The 20,454-nt window shown below is 68.9% G+C and carries 16 protein-coding genes and 6 tRNA genes; 11 read left to right on the top strand and 11 right to left on the bottom strand.

From position 1 onward, the window contains the following. Window positions 1–75 precede the first annotated feature (75 nt). The gene (locus LE190_RS04435) at window positions 76–633 is read right to left on the bottom strand and encodes a hypothetical protein (protein WP_225237555.1); all 558 of its coding nucleotides are present in this window, start codon (window positions 631–633) and stop codon (window positions 76–78) included. 247 nt (window positions 634–880) lie between these two features. Continuing rightward, window positions 881–2,140 (bottom strand): winged helix-turn-helix domain-containing protein, encoded by a 1,260-nt coding sequence (locus tag LE190_RS04430; protein ID WP_225237554.1) that lies wholly within the window; start codon window positions 2,138–2,140, stop codon window positions 881–883. 116 nt (window positions 2,141–2,256) lie between these two features. Here LE190_RS04430 and LE190_RS04425 point away from each other — a divergent pair, with 116 nt between their 5' ends. The 11 genes from LE190_RS04425 to LE190_RS04375 all read left to right on the top strand — a co-directional run bounded on the left by LE190_RS04425 (window position 2,257) and on the right by LE190_RS04375 (window position 14,632). Continuing rightward, entirely contained in the window at window positions 2,257–3,525 is a 1,269-nt protein-coding gene (locus LE190_RS04425; RefSeq protein WP_225237553.1) for an exonuclease SbcCD subunit D C-terminal domain-containing protein, read from the top strand. Continuing rightward, window positions 3,522–7,283: an AAA family ATPase gene (locus tag LE190_RS04420; RefSeq protein ID WP_225237552.1), complete on the top strand. Its 3,762-nt coding sequence runs from the start codon at window positions 3,522–3,524 to the stop codon at window positions 7,281–7,283. Before LE190_RS04425 ends, LE190_RS04420 begins: the two co-directional genes overlap by 4 nt. Before the next feature lie 269 nt (window positions 7,284–7,552). Continuing rightward, a complete protein-coding gene (locus LE190_RS04415) occupies window positions 7,553–8,140 on the top strand; it encodes a DUF1287 domain-containing protein (RefSeq protein ID WP_225237551.1) in 588 nt (195 codons plus the stop codon). A gap of 50 nt (window positions 8,141–8,190) precedes the next feature. Next, on the top strand, window positions 8,191–8,400 hold the full coding sequence (locus tag LE190_RS04410; protein ID WP_224948109.1) for a hypothetical protein: 210 nt from the start codon (window positions 8,191–8,193) through the stop codon (window positions 8,398–8,400). Continuing rightward, on the top strand, window positions 8,400–9,563 hold the full coding sequence (locus tag LE190_RS04405; protein WP_225237550.1) for a methyltransferase: 1,164 nt from the start codon (window positions 8,400–8,402) through the stop codon (window positions 9,561–9,563). The genes LE190_RS04410 and LE190_RS04405 overlap by 1 nt, the downstream gene beginning before the upstream one ends. Window positions 9,564–9,646: 83 nt before the next feature. After that, window positions 9,647–9,723: transfer RNA gene (locus LE190_RS04400), tRNA-Met, on the top strand. A gap of 67 nt (window positions 9,724–9,790) precedes the next feature. After that, complete coding sequence (locus tag LE190_RS04395; RefSeq protein WP_225237549.1) at window positions 9,791–10,024, top strand: hypothetical protein; 234 nt, start codon at window positions 9,791–9,793, stop codon at window positions 10,022–10,024. A 24-nt stretch (window positions 10,025–10,048) separates the two neighbouring features. Then, complete coding sequence (gene dbpA, locus LE190_RS04390) at window positions 10,049–11,458, top strand: ATP-dependent RNA helicase DbpA (protein WP_225237548.1); 1,410 nt, start codon at window positions 10,049–10,051, stop codon at window positions 11,456–11,458. A gap of 176 nt (window positions 11,459–11,634) precedes the next feature. After that, window positions 11,635–12,768 carry a serine/threonine-protein kinase gene (locus tag LE190_RS04385; protein WP_225237547.1) on the top strand — a complete coding sequence of 378 codons (1,134 nt, stop codon included), beginning with the start codon at window positions 11,635–11,637 and terminating at the stop codon, window positions 12,766–12,768. Then, on the top strand, window positions 12,765–13,307 hold the full coding sequence (locus tag LE190_RS04380; RefSeq protein WP_225237546.1) for a TssQ family T6SS-associated lipoprotein: 543 nt from the start codon (window positions 12,765–12,767) through the stop codon (window positions 13,305–13,307). Before LE190_RS04385 ends, LE190_RS04380 begins: the two co-directional genes overlap by 4 nt. Window positions 13,308–13,525: 218 nt before the next feature. Then, window positions 13,526–14,632, top strand: a complete 1,107-nt coding sequence (locus LE190_RS04375) for a PEP-CTERM sorting domain-containing protein (protein ID WP_225237545.1) — start codon at window positions 13,526–13,528, stop codon at window positions 14,630–14,632. On the opposite strand, the gene LE190_RS04370 is transcribed toward LE190_RS04375, so the two are convergent. The 9 genes from LE190_RS04370 to gltX form a co-directional block, all read right to left on the bottom strand. Further along, window positions 14,622–16,223, bottom strand: coding sequence for an amidase (locus LE190_RS04370; protein WP_225237544.1), 1,602 nt, complete (start codon window positions 16,221–16,223; stop codon window positions 14,622–14,624). The genes LE190_RS04375 and LE190_RS04370 overlap by 11 nt on opposite strands. A gap of 115 nt (window positions 16,224–16,338) precedes the next feature. After that, entirely contained in the window at window positions 16,339–16,914 is a 576-nt protein-coding gene (locus LE190_RS04365) for an elongation factor P (RefSeq protein WP_224948102.1), read from the bottom strand. 111 nt (window positions 16,915–17,025) lie between these two features. After that, complete coding sequence (earP, locus tag LE190_RS04360) at window positions 17,026–18,210, bottom strand: elongation factor P maturation arginine rhamnosyltransferase EarP (RefSeq protein WP_225237543.1); 1,185 nt, start codon at window positions 18,208–18,210, stop codon at window positions 17,026–17,028. An 82-nt stretch (window positions 18,211–18,292) separates the two neighbouring features. Next, window positions 18,293–18,368: transfer RNA gene (locus tag LE190_RS04355), tRNA-Glu, on the bottom strand. A 46-nt stretch (window positions 18,369–18,414) separates the two neighbouring features. After that, window positions 18,415–18,490: transfer RNA gene (locus tag LE190_RS04350), tRNA-Glu, on the bottom strand. Between the two features lie 32 nt (window positions 18,491–18,522). After that, window positions 18,523–18,598 (bottom strand) — tRNA-Ala (locus LE190_RS04345). Window positions 18,599–18,664: 66 nt separating this feature from the next. Then, a tRNA-Glu gene (locus LE190_RS04340) sits at window positions 18,665–18,740 on the bottom strand. A gap of 42 nt (window positions 18,741–18,782) precedes the next feature. Next, window positions 18,783–18,858 (bottom strand) — tRNA-Ala (locus LE190_RS04335). A 125-nt stretch (window positions 18,859–18,983) separates the two neighbouring features. Further along, a complete protein-coding gene (gltX, locus tag LE190_RS04330) occupies window positions 18,984–20,375 on the bottom strand; it encodes a glutamate--tRNA ligase (RefSeq protein WP_225237542.1) in 1,392 nt (463 codons plus the stop codon). Window positions 20,376–20,454: the final 79 nt, after the last annotated feature.

Raw genomic sequence — 20,454 nt, 5'->3', positions numbered from 1 at the left:
GAAATCGCACTTCCAAAACCCCCATCATAGCAAAGAACCATGGGGGCGCCCGTCCGGCGCGCCGCTTCCCTGCCTTCAATGGGAGGCGCACTGCGCGGGCGCGGCAAGCGGGCGTTTCGGGGGGAAATTTCTGGCCGAAGCGTCCAATGTCGGCGGCCCGCTGCCGCGTTCCTCGCTTTGCCGGGCCTCCTGCGCCAGCATCTGGTTGGCGATCGCGAACCAGGCTTCGACGGGAACCTGGGTGCGGGCCAGCGGGAACAGCTCGCGCTCCTCGCGGTCCAGGCGTTCGAGCAGCAAGCTGCAGCAGCGCGCGAGCGCGGCCCCAAAGCCGGGATCCTGCACGGCGGCGGCCGCATGCACGTCGGCGCGCGCTTCGATCGCCGCCAGCCGCAGCACATCGAGTTCGGCCAGCAAGCCGGGCGCCACGCCGGTGCAACGCAGGGCCGGCAGCACATAGCGGTCGAGCTTGCGCCAATAGCAGCTGTCGAAGGCGGCGCCGAGGGCGGCGCAAGCGTGGGCGGTCTCGGCGCTCCCCCTGTCAGGCTGCCAGCGCTCGAGCAGCGCTTGCAGGCCGACGCGGGCGCTGGCCTGCTCGATGGATAGCACGACCAGGGTGTAGGTGGATGTCAGCACGGTGTCTCCTCCTGGAATGGCTGCGCCAGCGCAGGCGCGGTCGGCAAAGGCCGGCCGCGGGGGCACGGCCTTGCGGCCGGCCGCAATGTTGGCTGGGAAGCGTTTTTGTTGGGATCGGGCGGCTGTGCTTGTTGTTGTCGCCGGCCTCGGGGAACTCGTAGTGTAGAGAGCTACCCCGGCGCGGGTTTGAGATGGCGCAAGCCCGCCGTGGTGGACATTGGCGAGTTTTTAGAATCCGAAAATGCGCTCAAGGCCGCGCCACCCCGTCAGCCGGCGCCGCCAGCGCCGCACGCAGCGCCGTTCCGAAGGCCTGCGGCTCGCTGAACACCAGGCTGATCCGCGGGCAGCCGTGCCACTGCGCACAGCGCCGCAGCGCGCCGGCCACGTCCGCCACCAGGCGCGCGCTGGTGCGCGCCCCGGGTTCCAGGTGGATGCTGCGCAGTTCGAACAGCCCTTCCTTGCGGTGCGCCTTGGCATCGACCCGCCCCACCAGGCCCCCGCGGTGCAGGATGGGTAGCGTGAAATAGCCGTAGCGCCGCTGCGCGGCCGGGGTATAGCACTCCAGGCGGTAGTCGAAGCCGAACAGCTCGAGCGCGCGGCGGCGGTCCCAGACGATCGGATCGAAGGGCGAGAGCAGCGTCGTCAGGCGTGGCGCCAGCGCGCCGGCCATGGCCTGGCGCGCCAGTGTCGCATGGTCCGGATGGATATAGACCGGTTCGTCCCAGCCGGCGACCCGGCCGCGCAGCAGCAGTCCCTGCTCGACCAGCGCATCCGGATCCGGATGCGGGCGCCGGCTGCGGTGGTAGTCGGGAATCCAGGCTGCCCTGGCCAGCCCGAGCGCGCGCACCGTGTGCAGCACGAAGCGGCGCCGCACTTCCTCGATGGACGGCATCTGGCTGTCGTGCCAGACCGGATGGACGCGCTCGGCAAGGTCGTAGATGCGCTGGAAGTTGTGGCGCCGTGCGATCATCAGCTGGCCGGCGGTGAACAGCGCTTCCAGCGTACGCTTCTCGGGCTTCCATTCCCACCAGCCGCCGGCCTTGCCGTCGCTGCGCGCGAAATCGGCGGCCCGCACCGGCCCTTGCCGGCGCACCCGTTCCAGCAGCGCTGCGGCCTCGGCGGCGCGCTCGCGCATCCAGTTGGCCGAATACTTCCAGCCCAGGGCTTCCGGATCGAGCATGCGGTGGCGATACAGGCCATAGTCCTCGATCGGCAGGAAACAGGCTTCGTGCGCCCAGTATTCGAACAGCGCACCCTCGGCCAGCAGTTCGTCGAGCCAGGCCGGCTGGTAGTCGCCCAAGCGGCTCCACAGCACCAGGTAGGGGCTGCGCGCGACGACGCTGATGGTGTCGATCTGCAACATGCCCATGCGGCGGATCGCCGCCAGCACGTCGGCCTTGGCCGCGCGCCGGCGGCGCGGTGCCAGCATGTCCTGGGCGGCCAGGTGCAGGGCGCGCGCGGCCCCGATGCTCAGTTCGAACGCATTGCCACGATTGATTTCGCTCATGCTTTTATTCTAATAGCAAACCGATACTACTGTAAAAAAACACAGTCTTTTCCTGGGCACTCCGGCGAGTCTGCGCTATAGTTGCTTCGTTGCCACGAATCCAACATGTCACTCCTATGCGGCTGCTCCATACTTCCGACTGGCACCTCGGCCAGACCCTGCACAACTACGACCGCAGCTACGAGCACGGCTGCTTCCTGGACTGGCTGGTGGAGACGCTCGCGCGCGAACGCATCGATGTGCTGCTGATCGCCGGCGACATCTTCGACAATGCCAACCCTTCGGCCGCCGCGCACCGCCAGCTGTACCGTTTCCTGCAGCGGGCCAAGGCCCGGGTGCCGCACCTGCAGGTGGTGGTCATTGCCGGCAACCACGATTCGCCCGGCCGGCTGGAGGCGCCGACCCCGCTGCTGGAAGCCCACGGCACCGTGGTGGTCGGCAATGTCGGACGCACGCCGGAGGGCGCCATCGATCTCGAGCGCCTGCTGGTGCCACTGCGCGGGCGCGACGGGCAGGTGGCGGCCTGGTGCCTGGCCGTGCCCTTCCTGCGTCCTGGCGACCTGCCGCGCGCACCGGCGCAGCAGGAACCTGGCACCGCTGCCGAAGCCGCACACGACCCTTACCTGCACGGTAGCGCCCTGCTCTACCGCCAGGCCTACGCCCTGGCGCGCGCGCGCTGCGGCGCCGACCAGGCGATCATTGCCATGGGCCACTGCCACATGGTGGACGGCCAGTCGTCCCAGGACTCCGAGCGCCGCATCGTGATCGGCGGCACCGAGGCCCTGCCGGCCTCGATGTTCGACCCGGACCTGGCCTACGTGGCGCTGGGGCACCTGCACCTGGCCCAGCGTGTCGGCGGCCACGAGCGCCGGCGTTATTGCGGCAGCCCGCTGCCGCTGTCCTTTTCCGAAGTCGGCTACCAGCACCAGGTGCTGTGCGTCGAGCTCGAAGGCCGGCAGGCGACCTCGGTGACACCGCTGCCGGTGCCGCGCGCCGTGCAGCTGCTGCGCGTGCCGGCCCGGCCGGCGCCGCTGGACGAAGTACTGGCGGCGCTCGAAGCACTCGAGCTGCCCGACGCGGCACCGCCACAGCAGCCCTTCCTCGAGGTACGGGTCTTGCTCGACGGTCCCGAGCCGGGCCTGCGCAGCCGCATCGAGGCGGCGCTCGAGGGCAAGCCGGTGCGCCTGGCCAAGATCGAGCCCACCCGGCGCCACGCCGCGCCCGACAGTGCGGGCGAAGCCCTGAGCCTCGACCAGTTGGCCCAGCTGCAGCCGGACGACATCTTCCGCCGCCTCTGGACCCAGCGCTACGGCGGCGAGGCGCCACCCGAGCAGCTCGCCGCCTTCGCCGAGCTGACCCTGTCCCTGGGCGGAGACGCGGCATGAAGATCCTGCGCATCAGCGGCAAGAACCTGGCTTCGCTGGCCGCCGAATTCCAGGTCGATTTCGAAACCGAACCGCTCGCCTCGAGCGGCCTGTTCGCCATCAGCGGCCCGACCGGGGCCGGCAAGAGCACCCTGCTCGACGCCCTGTGCCTGGCCCTGTACGACGCCACGCCGCGCCTGCTCAAGCGCGCCGGTAGCCAGTTGCCCGACGTCGGCGGCGATACCGTGTCGGCGCTCGATCCGCGCACCCTGCTGCGGCGCGGCGCCGCCGAAGCCTGGGCCGAGGTCGACTTCGCCGGCAACGACGAGCAGCGCTACCGCGCCCGCTGGAGCGTGCGGCGCGCCTACGGCAAGCCGGGTGGCGCCCTGCAGCCCTCGAAGATGACGCTGCACCGGCTGCCGGAACTGGCGGCCCTGGGGGGCACCAAGACCGAGGTGGCGCAGGAAATCGTGCAGCGCATCGGCCTGTCCTTCGAACAGTTTACGCGCGCGGTGTTGCTGGCGCAGAACGAGTTTTCCGCCTTCCTCAAGACCGACGAGAACGAACGCGGCGAACTGCTCGAGACCCTGACCGGCACCACCATCTACAGCGACATCTCGCGGCGTGCGTTCGAGCGCTACCGCGCCGAGCAGGAGCGTACCCGCAACCTGGCTGCGCAGCTGGCCAGCCAGGCCCCGCTGGCGCCCGACGAGCGGCAAAAGCTCGACGCCGAACGGGTGAACGCCGAACTGGCGCTGGAGGCGGTGGACGCGCGCCGCTCCGCCCTCGAAGGCGAATTGCGCTGGCACCAGGAGGCCGCCAAGCTGGAGCGCAGCGAAGACCAGGCGCGCACGGCGCTGGCGGCGGCGCAGGCGGCCCAGCTGGAGGCGGCGGGCCGGCGCCAGCGCTTGGCGACGCTGGATGCGGTGCAGCCCGCGCGGCCGCTGGCCGCGGACGTCGGGCGCCTGCGCGAAGAGCACAAGGCGGCGCTGGCTTCAAGCGCGGCGCGCGAAGCGGCGCTGGCCACGGCGCTCGACGCGCGCCGCCAGGCCGAACTCGACGCCGGCGCCGCGCAGTCGGCGCTGGACGCGGCCGAAGGCGCGTTGCGCGCGGCGGCCCCCCTGCTCGACGGCGCCAAGGCGCTCGACGCCGCGATTGGGGCGCTGGCACCCTCCCATGCCCAAGCCAGCGCCGCGCTCGAGGCCGCGCGCCAGGAAGCGCGCCAGGCGCGCGCCCTGCACGGCGCCAAGACCGTGGAACACGATGCCGCGCGCGGCCAGCGCGAGCGCGCCACGGCCTGGCTCGCGGCGCACGCCCGGCTGGAGCCGATGGCACTCCAGTGGCCGCGCTGGGATGGCTTGCTGGCCCGTGCCGCGGACGCAGTGGCCGCCGAAACGGCCGCCGCCGCCGCGCTGGCCGGCGCCGGCCGCCAGGCGCAGGAGGCGGCCGCGCGCGAACAGGCCGCCAGTCTGGCGCTGGCGGATGCCGGCACCCGTCTCGCCGCGCTCGACGCCGCGCGCCGCGATGCCATGGCCGCGCTCGAAGCGGCCGACCCGCAGGCGCTTGACAGCGAACGCCAGGCGCTGGATGCGCGCCGCGAGCAGCTGGCCGCGGCGGAACGGGCCTGGACCGCGCTCGTCACCACGCGCCAGGAGCATGCCGACACCGCGGGCGAACTGGACCGCGTGGACACGGCCCGCGCCGGCGCCGCCCTGCTGCTGGACGGGGCGCGCGCCGCGGCGCCCAGCCTGGAAGCGGCCGCGCAACAGGCCGAGAAATCGCTGGCCGCCGCCGAGCTGGCGTGCGCCGCCGGGGTGGAGCAACTGCGCTCTTCCCTGCTACAAGACCACCCGTGCCCGGTCTGCGGTTCGGACCAGCATCCCTACCGCGACCATGGACGCGAAGACCTGTTGCGCAACATGCTGGCGACGCTGCGCACCGAGGTCGCCGACTGCCGCGCGCGCCTGCGCGAGAACGAAGCGCAGGTCGCGGCCCAGGCCGCCACGCTGGCTGCCGCCAGCGAGCGCCTGGCCGGACTCCAGCGCGAACGTGCCGGCCTGGCAAGGCTGCTGGGCGAACTCGAGGCCGAATGGACGGCGCAGCCGCTGGCCGCGCAAGCGCCCGAGCCGGCCCTGCGCGCAAGCTGGCTGGCCGAGAGCCGGGAAACGCTGCGCGGGGCGCAGGCGGCGCTGGACGCCCGCGCCGGCGCCCTGCGCCGCGCCGCGGCCGCTCGCGACGCCGCCCAGCTCGCCTACGACAAGGCCCAGCACGAGCATGCGGCCCTGCGCCAGGCGGCCGATGGCGCACGCGAGAACGGCGCGCGCCTGCAGGCCGAGCTGCGCGCGGCCGCGGTACGACAGGAAGCGGCCACCGCCCAGCTGGCGGCGCTGCTGTCCGAACTCGATCCGGTGCTGGCCAGCGCCTGTGGCGACGGCTGGCAGGACGGCTGGCGGCGCGAGCCGGCCGGCTGGCGCGCCGCGCGCGCGCAGCAAGCGAGCGAGTGGCAGGAACAGACCGCGCTGCTTTCGCGCAGCGCGGCGGCCGCCGCCACGCTGGAGGCCGAAGTGGCCGGCGCCGCTGCCCGCATCGCCCAGGCCGACCGCCATGGCGCTGGCGTGGCCGCGGAATTCAAGCGCATCGATACCGAGCTGGCCGAGCGGCGCGTGCAACGTGCCGCCCTGTGGGGAGGGCGCGCCGTGTCCGAGGTCGAGCAGGAACTGCAGGGCGCCGTCGAGTCCGCGCGGCGCCAGCTGTCGGCACGCCAGCAAGCCGCCAGCGGGGCGGCCGAGCGCGAAGCCAGCGCCCGCAGCGCGCTGGCGCAACTGGCGGGGCAGATCTCCGCACTCGACAGCGCCGGCGCAAAGGCGGCGGCGGTACTGGCCGAATGGCTGGAAGACTATCGCAGGTCGTCCTTCGTGGAGGGCCTCGACCCGGTCGAGGATACCGCCGAGCTCGACCGCCTGCTGGCGGTCGGCGCCGCCTGGCTGGCCCAGGAACGCGCCGCCCTCGGCGCGCTCGATGCCCAGGTGGCGGGCGCAGGGGCCGTGCTGGCCGAGCGCAGCGCCCAGCGCGTGCTGCACGAGGAAGCCCGGCCTGAAAGCGGCCTGAGCGCGGACACGGTGGCCGCGGCCTTCGAAGCCCTGACGGCCGAACGGCGCGCGGCGCACGACCTGGCCACCGAGCTGCGCATGCGCGCCGCGCAGGACGACACCCGCCGGGTGCAATCCCAGGCGGCGCTGGCGGACCTGGAGCGCCAACAGCTTGAAGAACAGCGTTGGGGCAAGCTGTCCGAGCTGATCGGTTCCAGCGACGGCAAGCGCTTCCGCAACTATGCGCAGCAGTTCACGCTCGACGTGCTGCTCGGCTACGCCAATGCCCACCTGGGGCAGCTGGCGCGGCGCTACCGCCTCGAGCGCGTCAGCCACAATGGCGCGCCCTCGCTGGCGCTGATGGTGCGCGACCAGGACATGGGGGGCGAGGTACGCTCGGTCAACTCGCTGTCCGGCGGCGAATCCTTCCTGGTTTCGCTGGCGCTCGCGCTCGGGCTGGCTTCCTTGTCCTCGAATCGGGTACGGGTCGAATCGCTGTTTATCGACGAGGGCTTCGGCAGCCTCGATACCGACACCCTCGGCGTGGCGATGGATGCGCTGGACGCGCTGCAGTCGCTCGGGCGCAAGGTGGGCGTGATCTCGCACGTGCAGGAAATGACGGAGCGCATCGCCACCAAGGTGCTGGTGCGCCCGGCCGGCGGCGGCAGCAGCGCGGTGGTGGTCGAATGAGACACATGCGCTGACACCGCGTTGGAAGGCGTACTGGACAGGCACTGAGCCCGCTCAAGAAGCCCGGCGGGTGCCGGTGCATGCTGGGCTATTTGCCTCCGATGGAGTTCTTCATGCGCACTGGATTTTCCGATTGCCCTTGCGCGCCACAGCGTGAAACCGACGGCAAGGCGCTCGCCTGCCGATTGACCGGCTTGCCAACCTGCGTATCAAGCCGCGAATCAAGCCGCGTATCAAGCCGCATCTCGACCTCCGTATTGGCTTGCGTCTTGCCTGGCTTCTTCGCAGTCCTGCCCGCGCGCGCCGCGCCAGCGGCCGACGTGGCGGCGGCGGCCAGGGAGCAGATCGGCGTCACCGTGCTCTACGATCCCAGCTACCGGCAGCTCGCCTATCCCGGGGGCGACGTGCCGATCGAGCGCGGCGTCTGCACCGACGTCGTCGTGCGCGCCTTCCGCCGCATCGGCATCGACCTGCAGGCGCTGGTCCACCGCGACATGCGGGCGGCCTGGAAGACCTATCCGCATCCAGCCGGCTGGGGATCGACGCGTCCGGACCCGAACATCGACCACCGCAGGGTGCCGAACCTGGCGACCTTTTTCGCGCGCCACGGGCAGTCGCTGCCGCCCAGCCGGACGCCGGCCGACTATGCGCCGGGCGACATCGTGACCTGGACGGTGCCCCCGGGCCTGCCGCACATCGGCCTGGTCGCCGACCTGCGCAGTCCGGCCGGGGTGCCATTGGTGATCCACAACATCGGCGCCGGCACGCGCATGGAAAACCGCCTGTTCGCCTGGCCGCTGACAGGCCATTACCGCTACCCGGCACCGGCATCGCGCATCACGGGCGGCAGTCGCTGAGCCCTCAATCCCTTGTACAATGCGCCCTTTGCACACGCTTCTTCGATCCCATGAAACCCGCCCGCATCCTCACCTTCAAGTGCGCCAAGTGCGCCAAACCGGTCAAGGTCTTCCTGCAGAAGGTCTCGGCCTGCTCGCACATCCAGCCCTACCAGGGCATCTGCGACTGCGGCGAAGTCAAGCGCCACGCGACCGGCAACCCGGACGCGGTCAAGTCCTACCTCGCGTCCACCGACGGCAACTGGCAGCACCACCACTGATGGGCAGTCCCGTGGGCGAGATCGCCTGGTCCGAAGGCGGCGCCGAACGCCGCGCCCAGTGGCGCTCGGAAAGCGGCTGGCCGGCGCCGAAGAAGGTGGTGGTGGCCGACGACACCATGAACGCCGACACCGCCTACCGCCTGGCGCTGGACGGCACCGCCCTGCTCTGGCGCGGCGACTTCCAGAACGCGCGCCAGCTGCTGGGCGCGCTGATGCGCCGCGTCGAGCACAAGGGCGCGCGCGCGCGCCGGGCCAAGGCGGGCAAGGCGGCCCTGGCGCAGCCCTCCCCGACCGAACTGTTCCACCGCCACCGATTGCAGCAGCTGCAGCGCGCGCGTACCCTGGCCATGCTCCTGATTCCCTTCGAGCCTGGCCACACGATCCCGCTGCGCCGCGCTCCCGACGTGCGTGAAGCCTGCACCGAAGCCTACGGCCAGGCCGATGCGCCCTATGTCGCTTCGCTGCGTGAACTGCTGGGCGTGATCGGCGCCCATGAATGGCGCCGCAAGGGCGTGCGCATCGCCGCGCTCGATGCCGCCATCCACCCCTGGTACGGCGTGTTTTCGCCGGTGCGCGGGGAGTACGTCGAACTGGTGGCGCAGGCGCCCCTGCCCGCGGGCGCCAGGCTGGCTTTCGACATCGGCGCCGGCACCGGCGTGCTGTCGGCGGTGCTGGCCCGGCGTGGCATCGCGCGCGTGGTGGCCACCGACATGGATGCGCGCGCGCTCGGCTGCGCGCGCGAAAACGTCGCCCGGCTCGGCCTGTCGTCGCAGGTGGAGGTGGTCGAGGCCGACCTGTTCCCGGAAGGCCGCGCGCCGCTGGTGGTCTGCAATCCGCCCTGGCTGCCCGGCAAGCCCAGCTCGTCCATCGAATACGCGATCTACGATCCCGACAGCCGCATGCTGAAGGGCTTCCTCGGCGGCCTGGCGGCGCACCTGGAAACGGGCGGCGAAGGCTGGCTGATCCTGTCCGACCTGGCCGAGCACCTCGGCCTGCGCACGCGCGCCCAGCTGCTCGGCTGGATCGCCGCGGCCGGGCTGGAAGTCTTCGCGCGCCATGATGTCCGTCCCAGCCACGGCAAGGCCAGCGACCCGGACGACCCGCTGCACGCGGCGCGGGCGCGCGAAGTCACGTCGCTGTGGCGCCTGCGCGCGCTTGCATGACAAGGCAGGTGCGCAGGCGGGCCGGCGCCACGAAATTGGCGATTGCGCCGGCCGGCGAAGCGCGCTATAATCTTTGTCTCAGACGCGGGGTGGAGCAGTCTGGCAGCTCGTCGGGCTCATAACCCGAAGGTCACAGGTTCAAATCCTGTCCCCGCAACCAAATACCGATCAAAAGCCCGACTCTTGTAGCCGGGCTTTTGTTTTCTGAGGCAGTGCAGCGACAGCTGATGAGAGACAAGAAAGACAACGCGACGATCGACCTGCCGGGTTTCGAACCGGCAGCCCCGCCCGCACCCGTTGTCGAGCCGAAGCGCAGCGGACCGCGTGCGCGCCGGGTCTCGCTGAAGCAGGAGCAGCTCGAACTGCTGGAAGAAACCGATACGACCGGCTTGCCCGTCTGGCGCCGCGACGACCAACTTGACCTGACCGGCCTGCCGGTCTGGGCGCCGGGCCCGACCTAGTCCGGCCTTCAGGCTAGACTACCCATGACGACCCAATCCTTTACTTCGCTGGCACTGGCGCCGCGCTTCCTGGCCAACCTGGCCACCCTTGGCTACCACGCGATGACGCCGATCCAGGCCGAGAGCCTGCCGGCCGTGCTCGAGGGACGCGACCTGATCGCCCAGGCCAAGACCGGCAGCGGCAAGACCGCGGCCTTCGGCATCGGCATCCTGCACAAGCTCAATCCCGCCTGGTTCGCGATCCAGGGCCTGGTGCTGTGCCCTACCCGCGAGCTGGCCGACCAGGTGGCGAACGAGTTGCGGCGGCTGGCACGCGGCGTCGGCAACGTCAAGATCCTCACGCTGACCGGCGGCGTCTCCATGCGTCCGCAGATCGCCTCGCTCGAGCACGGCGCCCACATCGTGGTCGGCACCCCGGGCCGCATCCGCGACCACCTCGGCCGCAATACGCTCGACCTGTCGAACGTCCAGACCCTGGTGCTGGACGAAGCCGACCGCATGACCGACATGGGCTTCTACGACGAGATCGAAGGCATCGTCAAGGCTTGCCCCCAGCGCCGCCAGACCCTGCTGTTCTCGGCCACCTATCCGGACGACATCCGCTTCGCCACCGCCGCCTTCCTGCGCGACCCGCTCGAGGTGGCGGTCGAGAGCCAGCACGGGGCCGAGCAGATCGCACAGCGCTTCTACGAAATCGGCTTCGAGGGCCGCGACGAGGCCGTAGCGCGCCTGCTCAGGCATTTCCAGCCGGTGTCCACCCTCGCCTTCTGCAATACCAAGGTGCACTGCCGCGAACTGGCCGAGCACCTGCGCGCCCAGGGCTTCTCCGCGCTCGCCCTGTACGGTGAACTGGAGCAGCAGGAGCGCGACGAGATCCTGGTGCTGTTTGCCAACCGCAGCTGCTCGGTGCTGGTGGCCACCGACGTCGCCGCGCGCGGCCTCGACATCGCCAACCTCGACACCGTCATCAATGCCGACATCTCGAAGGATCCGGAAGTGCACGTGCACCGCATCGGCCGCACCGGCCGCGGCACCGAGTCCGGCCTGGCATTGAGCCTGTGCGCCCCGAACGAAAAGAAATGGGTGCGCCTGATCGAGGAATACCAGGACGCGGCGGCCGACTGGCACCGCCTGGACGAACTGGGCGAGGATCCCGACGGCGCCGTCCCGGCGCCAATGGTGACGCTGTGCATTGCCGGCGGCAAGAAGGCCAAGCTGCGCCCGGGCGACATCCTGGGGGCGCTGACCGGCGACGCGGGGCTGCGCAAGGACCAGGTCGGCAAGATCAATGTCGGCGAGTTCGCCAGCTACGTGGCGCTCGAACGCGACGTGGCCCGGGACGCGGTGGCCAGGCTGGGCGACCGCCAGGCGCCTGGTCCGGACTTCGGCGCCATCAAGGGACGCTACTTCAAGATGCGTTTCGTCGAAGTCTGAAACGGCAGCGGCCGATGGCCGCTCCTGCAGAGTTGTAACAGACTTGTAACAGCGGCGCACGCTTGACCCGGCAATGACCCCGCCGACGCAAATCTGGCATTATTTGTCAAAATACAAATGCCGCTCCAGGGCACGCTCCTGTGTGTCGCGGCGCGGCGTGACGCTACGATGCCATGATGACCAGCACACCCGAAACCCAGTATCTGCAAACCGACGGCCGGACCGTACGCGAAGTCGTCGAGTTCAACCAGGAACTCGTCAACGAAGTCTGGTGCCGGCGCATCATCCGCCAGTTGTTGCAGTCGCTCGAACTGCAGTATGCGATGGGGCTGCCGCACCGTCCCATCACGCCCGACACCGTGCAGGTGCTCGATTCGGGTGACCCGATGCTGCTGCCGTCTTCCGAAACCGGCGCCGAATGGTCGGAGGCGGGCGACATGCACGACCTGGCCGCGATCGTCCACTACGCCATCACCCGTGAATATCCGCCGGAGGCACCGCTGCGCGGCCGGGTGCTGGGCGCCGGCGAAGGCTACAGCCCGGCTTTCGTGGGCGCCATCGACCGCTGCCTGGGACGCGACCCGCAGCAGCGCCCGCATAATGTCGAGCAATTGCGCGCGCTGTTCGGCATCGTGCCACGCAGCGCACCCGTCCCGGTGCCGATGATCGAGCCGCTGGAGCCGGAGGCGGAATCGGGGCAGGTGCCCCTGCCCGAGCCGGCTGGTGTCGCGGCTGCCGGTCCGGCCACGGACAGCGCCGTGCCTGCGGCGGCGCCGGCATCCGGTGTCCCACCGGAGCTGCCAGCCACGCCCGCGCCAGGCGCGAAGCGGCACCGGCCGATACTGGCCACCGCCGCCGTGGTGCTGGCCGCGCTGGCCGGCCTGTTCTTCCTGCTGGAGCGGACCGAAGCGCCTGGCATGTCCCCGCCCGCCGTACCGCAAGCGGGGCCGGCGCAGCCGCTAGATGCGCCCCCCGCTACCGCGGTGGACGCGCCGGTAGCGGCGGATGCGCCGGCGGCACCTGCCGCCGAGGCCGACACTGTCAAGGTCGCCGGCGAAGCGGCGGCCGGAAGCGTGCCGGCGGCGGATGGCGCCAACTACAAGCTGGTCATCAAGCCCTGGGGCATGGTCGAAGTCGATGGCGTGAACCGCGGTCCGAGTCCGCCGCTCAAGCGGCTGACGCTGGCGCCTGGGACACACACCATCCGCATCCTGAACCCGAGCTTTCCCGAACACACGGTCACGGTGAACGCCGTGAAGGGTACATCGCCCGTGATCGAACTGGACTTTACCGAGGAGGATGCACCTTGAACGCCCCAGCCACTTCATTCATCGCCCGCGCCGGCCTGCTGGGCGCCGCGCTGCTGCTCGGCGGCTGTGCGCAGCTGGGCGCCCCGTTCGCCGGAACGGCAAGCGAACCCGAGACGGCGCGTCCCCACCCGCGCGCCGAGGACGTGGCGCGCCGTTCCGAACGCAGCCGCCCGGTCCCGCGTTCCGAGCGCAAGGAGCGCCAGGAACGCCCCACCCCCGAGCGCGACGAGGCCGCCCTGCGCGAAGGCATCGCGCTCTACCACGAAGGCGAGTTCGACGCCGCCATCCGCCGCCTGAATGCGGTCGACCTGAACAGCGGACCGGTGCGCCGGCGCGTCAGTGCGCTCAAGTACATGGCCTTCAGTTACTGCGTCACCGAGCGCCCGGCACCCTGCCGCCAGGCCTTCGAACGCGCGCTGCGGCTCGATCCCGCATTCGAACTGGCGGCCGGCGAGGAAGGCCACCCGCAGTGGGGACCGGTGTTCGCCAAGGCGCAACAGAGCGCGGTTCGCGAAGGCACGCGCGAAGCCTCGCGCTAGTGTTAACCTTAGCTTAGCGTTAGCGCTATTCCAGCATTGCCTGGCCGATGAGCTGGCTTGGTCCGCTGCTTGCGTCAGCGGCGGCCACCGGCAGCGCTCGCTGCCCGGGCAGACCACAGCGCGACGATACGGGTGTTTGCGCGACGACAACTATTGTTACGCTATTTACAATAGTATCGGGAGGAATGTTCTATTGATCAATTTCTCCGGAGCTCATCATGTCGTCACGCCACCGCTTCTTCCTGCTGCCCTTCGCTCTCCTGGCCAGTGTGCTTCAATGCGCGCAAGCCGCCCCGCAATACGTGGTAATACCCCTGGGCAACGAGTCCACCACCCAGCTCAGGCCTGCTGCAATCAACAACCTGGGCCAGGTCATCGGCGTCATGCGCCATGAACAGGGCGAGGAACTGTTCCTGTCGAGCGGCGGTGCGCTGCGCTCGCTGGGCTGGATGGGAACCAGCATTCCCATCGACATCAATGATGCGGGAACCATGCTGTACGGAGACAAACTGCACTTCGCGGATGGAACGACGCGCGCGTTGCCCCTGGCGGCATGGGCGATCAATAATCTTGGCCACGCCACCGGCGAAGTCGAGAACCGCCGGCCTGTCGGCCCCGTCACCTATGCCGCCATTTACGGAGGCGGAGACGCCTTGACGCTGACCGGGTTGGCGGATCGGTGGAATACGGGCTGGGCCATCAATGATGCCGACGTCGCGGTGGGCGCAGTGCACGGATGGATCGTCGGCGAACCCGCTGGCAGCCCGAGCTTTCGCGCCGCGCGCTTCGAGGGCGGCAGGACCCAGCTGCTGGAGTCCCTGGGGAATGGCTACGGCGCAGCCTACGATATCAACAACCAGGGCTTTGCCGTCGGCTTCACGGCCGGGCATGCCGCGCTCTGGACACCGGAGGGCCGCCTGATCGACCTCGGCGCGATGCTGGAGGCGCAGTTCGGCGACGCCGCGGCGCTCGGCAGCGCCGCCTATGGCATCAACAACGCGGGCGAAGTGGTCGGGCGCTATGGCCACGAAGGGGGCTTCCTGTACAGCGACGGCGTCATGTACGACCTGCGCAGCCTGATCGCCGATCCGGACAACCTGTTCGTGGATGCCGAAGGCTACGACATGGCCGGCGGCTATGACATCAACGACCAGCACCAGATCATCACCCGCGGTATCTACGGCTGGGGCGGACTGCTGAGCCTGGCAAGTCCGCCGGCGGCGCAACCTGTCCCGGAACCGGCGTCCTGCTCGCTGTTCGGCGCCGGCCTGCTTGCGATCGGGCTCCTGAAACGCCGGCGCCAGTCGGGCCGTCCTACAGCCTGATGCTCGCCGGGTAGCCTGGCGGCCGGCGCCGCCGCGATGCCTGCTCGTACGCGAAGGCCATCCCGATCAGCGCTGCTTCGCTCCACGCCCCGCTCACGAAGGAGATCCCGACCGGGAGCCCGTGCACATAGCCGGCCGGCACCGTGACATGCGGATAGCCCGCCACCGCGGCCGGGCTCGAGAAGCTGCCGCCGTAATGGTCGCCATTGATGTAGTCGGTGAGCCAGGCCGGCCCGCCGGTCGGTGCGACCAGGGCGTCCAGCTTGTGTTCCTTCATCACCTGGTCGATGCCTTCCTCGCGCGCATAGCGGTGGCTGTTGGCCAAGGCTTCCCGGTATTCGCGTGCGGACAGCCCCGGTTTGGCCTGGGCCGCGAGCAGGTGCTCCTGCTTGAAATACGGCATTTCACGGGCGGCGTGCTGTTCATTGAATGCGATCACATCGCCCATGTTCTTCACCGGCGCGTGCGGCGCATATTTTTCCAGATAGGCCTGCAGTCCTGGCGCGAACTCATGCAGCAGCACCTGCATCTCGCTGGCATCGTACTTGCCCACGTTCGGCAGCTTCACGTCCACCAGGACCGCGCCTTGCGCCCGCAGCACGGTCAGTTCGCCTTCGACCAGCGCGTCCACCGCATCGTGGCTGCCGAAGAAGTTACGGGTCACGCCGATGCGCCTGCCCTTGAGCCCATCGGCGCGCAGGGCGGCCGCGTAGTCCGCGGCGCGCCCCTTGCCGGCGGCGGTTGCGGCGTCGTCCGGATCGGGGCCGGCCATCGCGGCCAGCAGCAGGGCGGCGTCGGCCACGCTGCGGGTCATGGGACCGGCCGTGTCCTGCGAATGGGCGATCGGGATGATGCCACTGCGGCTGAGCAGGCCAAGGGTCGGCTTGATGCCGACGATGCCGCAGCTCGAGGCGGGCGACACGATCGAGCCATCGGTTTCCGTGCCGACGGTGAGCGTGGCCAGCGCCGCCGCTGCGGCGGCGCCCGAGCCCGAGCTGGAACCGCTGGTATTGCGGTCGAGCGCATACGGATTGCGCGTCTGCCCGCCGCGTCCGCTCCAGCCGCTGACCGAATGCGTCGAGCGCATGTTGGCCCACTCCGACAGGTTGGTCTTGCCGAGGATGACGGCGCCGGCCTCGCGCAGGCGGGCCACGATGTGCGCATCCTTGATGGCGCGCACGCCGTCGAGGGCGAGCGAGCCGGCGCTCGTGCTCATCCGGTCGGCGGTGGCGATGTTGTCTTTCAGGAGCACCGGGATGCCGTGCAGCGGGCCGCGCACCCTGCCGGCGGCGCGCTCGCGGTCACGCTCGGCCGCGATCGCCAGCGCTTCCGGATTGGTTTCGATGACCGCGTTCAGGCGCGGCCCGGCCTTGTCGATGGCGGCGATGCGCGCCAGGTACTGGCGCGCCAGCGAGACCGCGCTCAGCTTGCCCGCCGCCATCAAGGCGCCCTGTTCGCGCACGCCCGCTTCCAGCACGGTGCCGGCGCCGAAGGCGGCGGCTTTGGCTGCCTGCGCGCCAGCCGCCATTCCGCCTGCTCCCGCCGCCCCTGCCGCCGCCATGCCCAGCCTGACAAACTCCCTGCGCTCCATCCTTGTCTCCGATGCTTTTATTGAAAGCAATAGCATAGCAGTGCCTCGCACCGCCCGGAGCATGGGCGAAAAAAAACGCTGCCGGAGCAGCGTTTTCTCTCGCAGGGGCGCACGATCAGTTGCGGACGACGCGCTTGTATTCGTTGGTGCGGGTGTCGATCTCGATGACGTCGTCCTGGCTCACGAACAGCGGCACCATCACGATGTGCTGCTTGGCTTCGATGGCGTTCTCGATCTTGGCTTCCTTCAGGACGTTGCCCGAGGTGTTGCCCTTGACGGCCGGTTCCGAGTACACGACCTGGCGTGCGATGGTGGTCGGCAGTTCGACCGAGATCGCCTTGCCGTCATAGAACACGGCTTCGCATTCCATACCGTCTTTCAGGTAGTTGATGGCGTCGCCCATGTTCTCTTCTTCGATCTCGTACTGGTTGTACTCTTCGTCCATGAAGACGTACAGCGGATCGGCAAAGTAGGAGTAGGTCACCGGCTTCTTGTCCAGCACGACGACGTCGAACTTGTCGTCGCCGCGGAACACGTTTTCCAGCGGAGCGTTGGTCAGAAGATTCTTCATCTTCCACTTGTAGGTGAAGCCCGTGCGGCTCGAGCCGTTCACATCGGAACGCAGCACGATGAACGGCTTGTCTTCGACCATGATGATGTTACCGACACGGATTTCTTTAGCGAATTTCATAGATGTTTTACGTAAAAAGTAAGTTGCATTAAATCAGCGGTGGCCGGTAAGCGAAGAAAGCCTTGAAGCCTACGTTTGATCCTGGGTGATTCCTTACAGACTAACCGCGCATTATACCGGATTTTCGGCACCGGTCTCCAGCGCACGGGCGAATTCGAGCAGCTGCGTCGCCAAATCGCCATGCGCGAGCACCTCCTCGCGCCAGGCCGCCGCACGCGCGACGATGCGCGGCAGCGTTGGCCGCAACGCATCCCAGGCCGCCGGCCAGGAATCGACGGCGGTTGCGCCGTTCCAGCCGAGCGAGAAATCCGCCAGCGCATCCAGCCCGACCGCATAGCGGCCGAGGAAGGCGCGCAGCTTCTTGTGGTGCAGGTTCTCGTCCTGCGGATAGATGTGCCAGACGAAGGGACGGTCGGCCCACTGGGCGCGCACGAAGGAATCCTCGCCGCGCACGACATTCAGGTCGCAGGCCCACAGCAGGCGGTCATAGTCGGGCTGGGGAACGAAAGGCAGCACGCGCAGCGTCAGCGCACCGCGCGCGGCATGCGCGCCTGCGCGCCCCGGGGCGCCCAGTAAAGCCTCCACCGCTGCCGCCGCCACGCCTTCGGGCACCAGGCACAGGACCGGTTCCTGTCCATGTTCCCAGGCATGCAGCAGTTCGGCGACGGGCGCATGCGGATAGCAGAACAGCGAGACCTTGAGCGCCTCGATCTCGGCGGCCGTCACGCCGAAGCGTCCCAGGAAGGCCGCCAGCGCCGCGCGGTCGGCCTGGAACGCGGCACGCGCCTCGTCCAGGCCGGCCTCGTGCAGCAGGCCGCCAGTTTTCGCCGTGAAGCCGGGGAAGAAGAAATGCTTGGTCAGCTTCAGGCGCGGATGCATCGACGGCAGGCGATGGCAACCCTCCACCCACTCTTCCGCGCTCAAGCCCTCGAGGTTGAACCACACCGGTCGCGGCCTGCGCTCGGCCATCGCGGCCACATAGCCCGGCGGCGGGTCGACCGCGAAGAATTCGATCACGATGTCGGCGACTTCGTCCGGCCCGTACGCGCCTTCCTGGCCTGCCCAGTGGCGCACCCGCACGCCCTGCACCTGCTGCAGCGCGGCCTGCGGATCGACCTCGGGGCAGATGCGGCGGAAACTCGCCAGGTCGTCCACCCACAGGGTGACCTGGACGCCGTGTTCATGCCACAGCTGGCGCGCCAGGCGCCAGCAGATGCCGATGTCGCCATAGTTGTCGACGACCTTGCAGAACAGGGCGAGCGAGGGAGCGGGGAGACGGGAGGAGATGGATGGCATGTCGATACGCGAATGCGACGGACAAAATGAAAAACCGGAGCACCTCTCCGCGCATGCGCGTTGGTTTACTCCGGCCTTGAACTGGCGTCCCCACGGGGATTCGAACCCCGGTACTCACCGTGAAAGGGTGATGTCCTAGGCCTCTAGACGATGGGGACCTAAAACTGTGTGCTGCTTTTCTTCTTGTGCTTACTGCCAAATTCTTGGCGTCCCCACGGGGATTCGAACCCCGGTACTCACCGTGAAAGGGTGATGTCCTAGGCCTCTAGACGATGGGGACCCTGGACTGTCAGAACTACTGTTTTTCCTACGTGGTGGAGGTAAGCGGGATCGAACCGCTGACCTCTTGCATGCCATGCAAGCGCTCTCCCAGCTGAGCTATACCCCCTACGGGAAAACAACATTCTAACATACTGCTACTGCTTGCTGCTACCGCGCGCCGCTGGTTGCGCGCTGGCGTCCCCACGGGGATTCGAACCCCGGTACTCACCGTGAAAGGGTGATGTCCTAGGCCTCTAGACGATGGGGACCTGGAACTGCCTCTTGCTACCTACTACTTACTGCACTTCAGGTGGTGGAGGTAAGCGGGATCGAACCGCTGACCTCTTGCATGCCATGCAAGCGCTCTCCCAGCTGAGCTATACCCCCTCTTTCACACTTCGCTTTACTGCTTGCTTGCTACCGTGTGCTGCTGAAGTGCGAGCATTATAGCGGAGCGCCTTGCATTTCGCAAATACCTGTTTTGAGAAAATGCGCACTCCGCGAAAAAGAATTTACAGGGACGTTGCCATGCGTGCCAGGACGGTCTCGCGGCCAAACAATTCCAGCACCGCGTCGATGGCCGGGGTCTGCAGCTGGCCGGTCACGATCAGGCGCAGCGGCATGGCGACCTGCGGCATCTTGAGGCCATGGGCAGCCAGTACTTCCTTGAACAGGGCGGCGATCGCGGCCTTGCTCCACTCGACCGTCCTGCAGCGCTCGGCAAAGGCGGCCAGCGCCGGGCGCACGGCGTCGGTCAGGTGCTGGTCCAGCAGCGCGGCATCGGGCTTGGGCTCGCGGTAGAACAGCATGGCGATGTCGGCCAGTTCGTTGATGGTGTGGGCGCGGTCCTTCACCAGCGCGATCACGGTGGGCAGGGCCGGGGCGCCCTCGAATTGCGCGCCCTGCTGCTGCAGCACCGGACGGGCCAGCGCGGCCAGGCGCTCGTTGTCGGCCTGCTTGATATAGTGGTTGTTCAACCACGCCAGCTTCTCCGGGTTGAACTGGGCCGCCGACGCCGTCAGGTGCTCGAGGTTGAACCACTCGGTGAATTGCTCCATCGAGAAGATCTCGTCGTCGCCGTGGCTCCAGCCCAGGCGCGCCAGGTAGTTCAGCATTGCTTCCGGCAGGTAGCCCTGCTCCGGATACTGCATCACGCTGACCGCGCCGTGGCGCTTGGACAGCTTCTGGCCATCGGCGCCCAGGATCATCGGCAGGTGGCCGTACTGCGGCAGCTCGGCGCCGAGCGCACGCAGGATGTTGATCTGGCGCGGCGTGTTGTTCACGTGATCGTCGCCGCGCAGCACGTGGGTGATCTTCATGTCCCAGTCGTCGACCGACACGCAGAAGTTGTAGGTCGGGGTGCCGTCCGGACGCGCGATGACCAGGTCGTCGAGTTCCTTGTTGGCGATCGTGATCGGGCCCTTGACCACGTCGTTCCAGGTCACTTCGCCATCCAGCGGGTTCCTGAAGCGCACCACCGGCTTGACGCCTGCCGGCACTTCCGGGAGCACCTTGCCCGGTTCCGGGCGCCAGGTGCCGTCATAGCGCGGCTTCTCGCCGTTTGCCCTCATGCGCTCGCGCATCGCCTCGACTTCCTCCGGCGAGCAGTAGCACAGGTAGGCCGTGCCCTGCTCCAGCATCGCGGCGACCACCTCGCGGTAGCGGTCCATGCGCTGCATCTGGTAGAACGGGCCTTCGTCGTGCGACAGGCCGAGCCACTGCATGCCGTCCAGGATCGCCTGCACGGCTTCCGGCGTCGAGCGCTCCAGGTCGGTGTCTTCGATGCGCAGGATGAAGCTGCCGCCGAAGTGGCGGGCGTAGGCCCAGGAATACAGCGCGGTGCGGGCGCCGCCCAGGTGGAGGTAGCCGGTCGGGCTGGGAGCAAAGCGGGTGCGGACGGTCATGTCTGGATGCGGAAAAGGTAAAGGGTATATTCTACCCCGCCCCCGGGCGCGGCGGAACGCGCCAGGGAAGGCGCCGGGC

Origin of the sequence: Massilia hydrophila, from assembly GCF_020208145.1 — a bacterium.
GTDB classification, from domain to species: Bacteria; Pseudomonadota; Gammaproteobacteria; order Burkholderiales; family Burkholderiaceae_D; genus Telluria; species Telluria hydrophila.
This window is presented reverse-complemented; position numbering and strand designations above follow the sequence as displayed.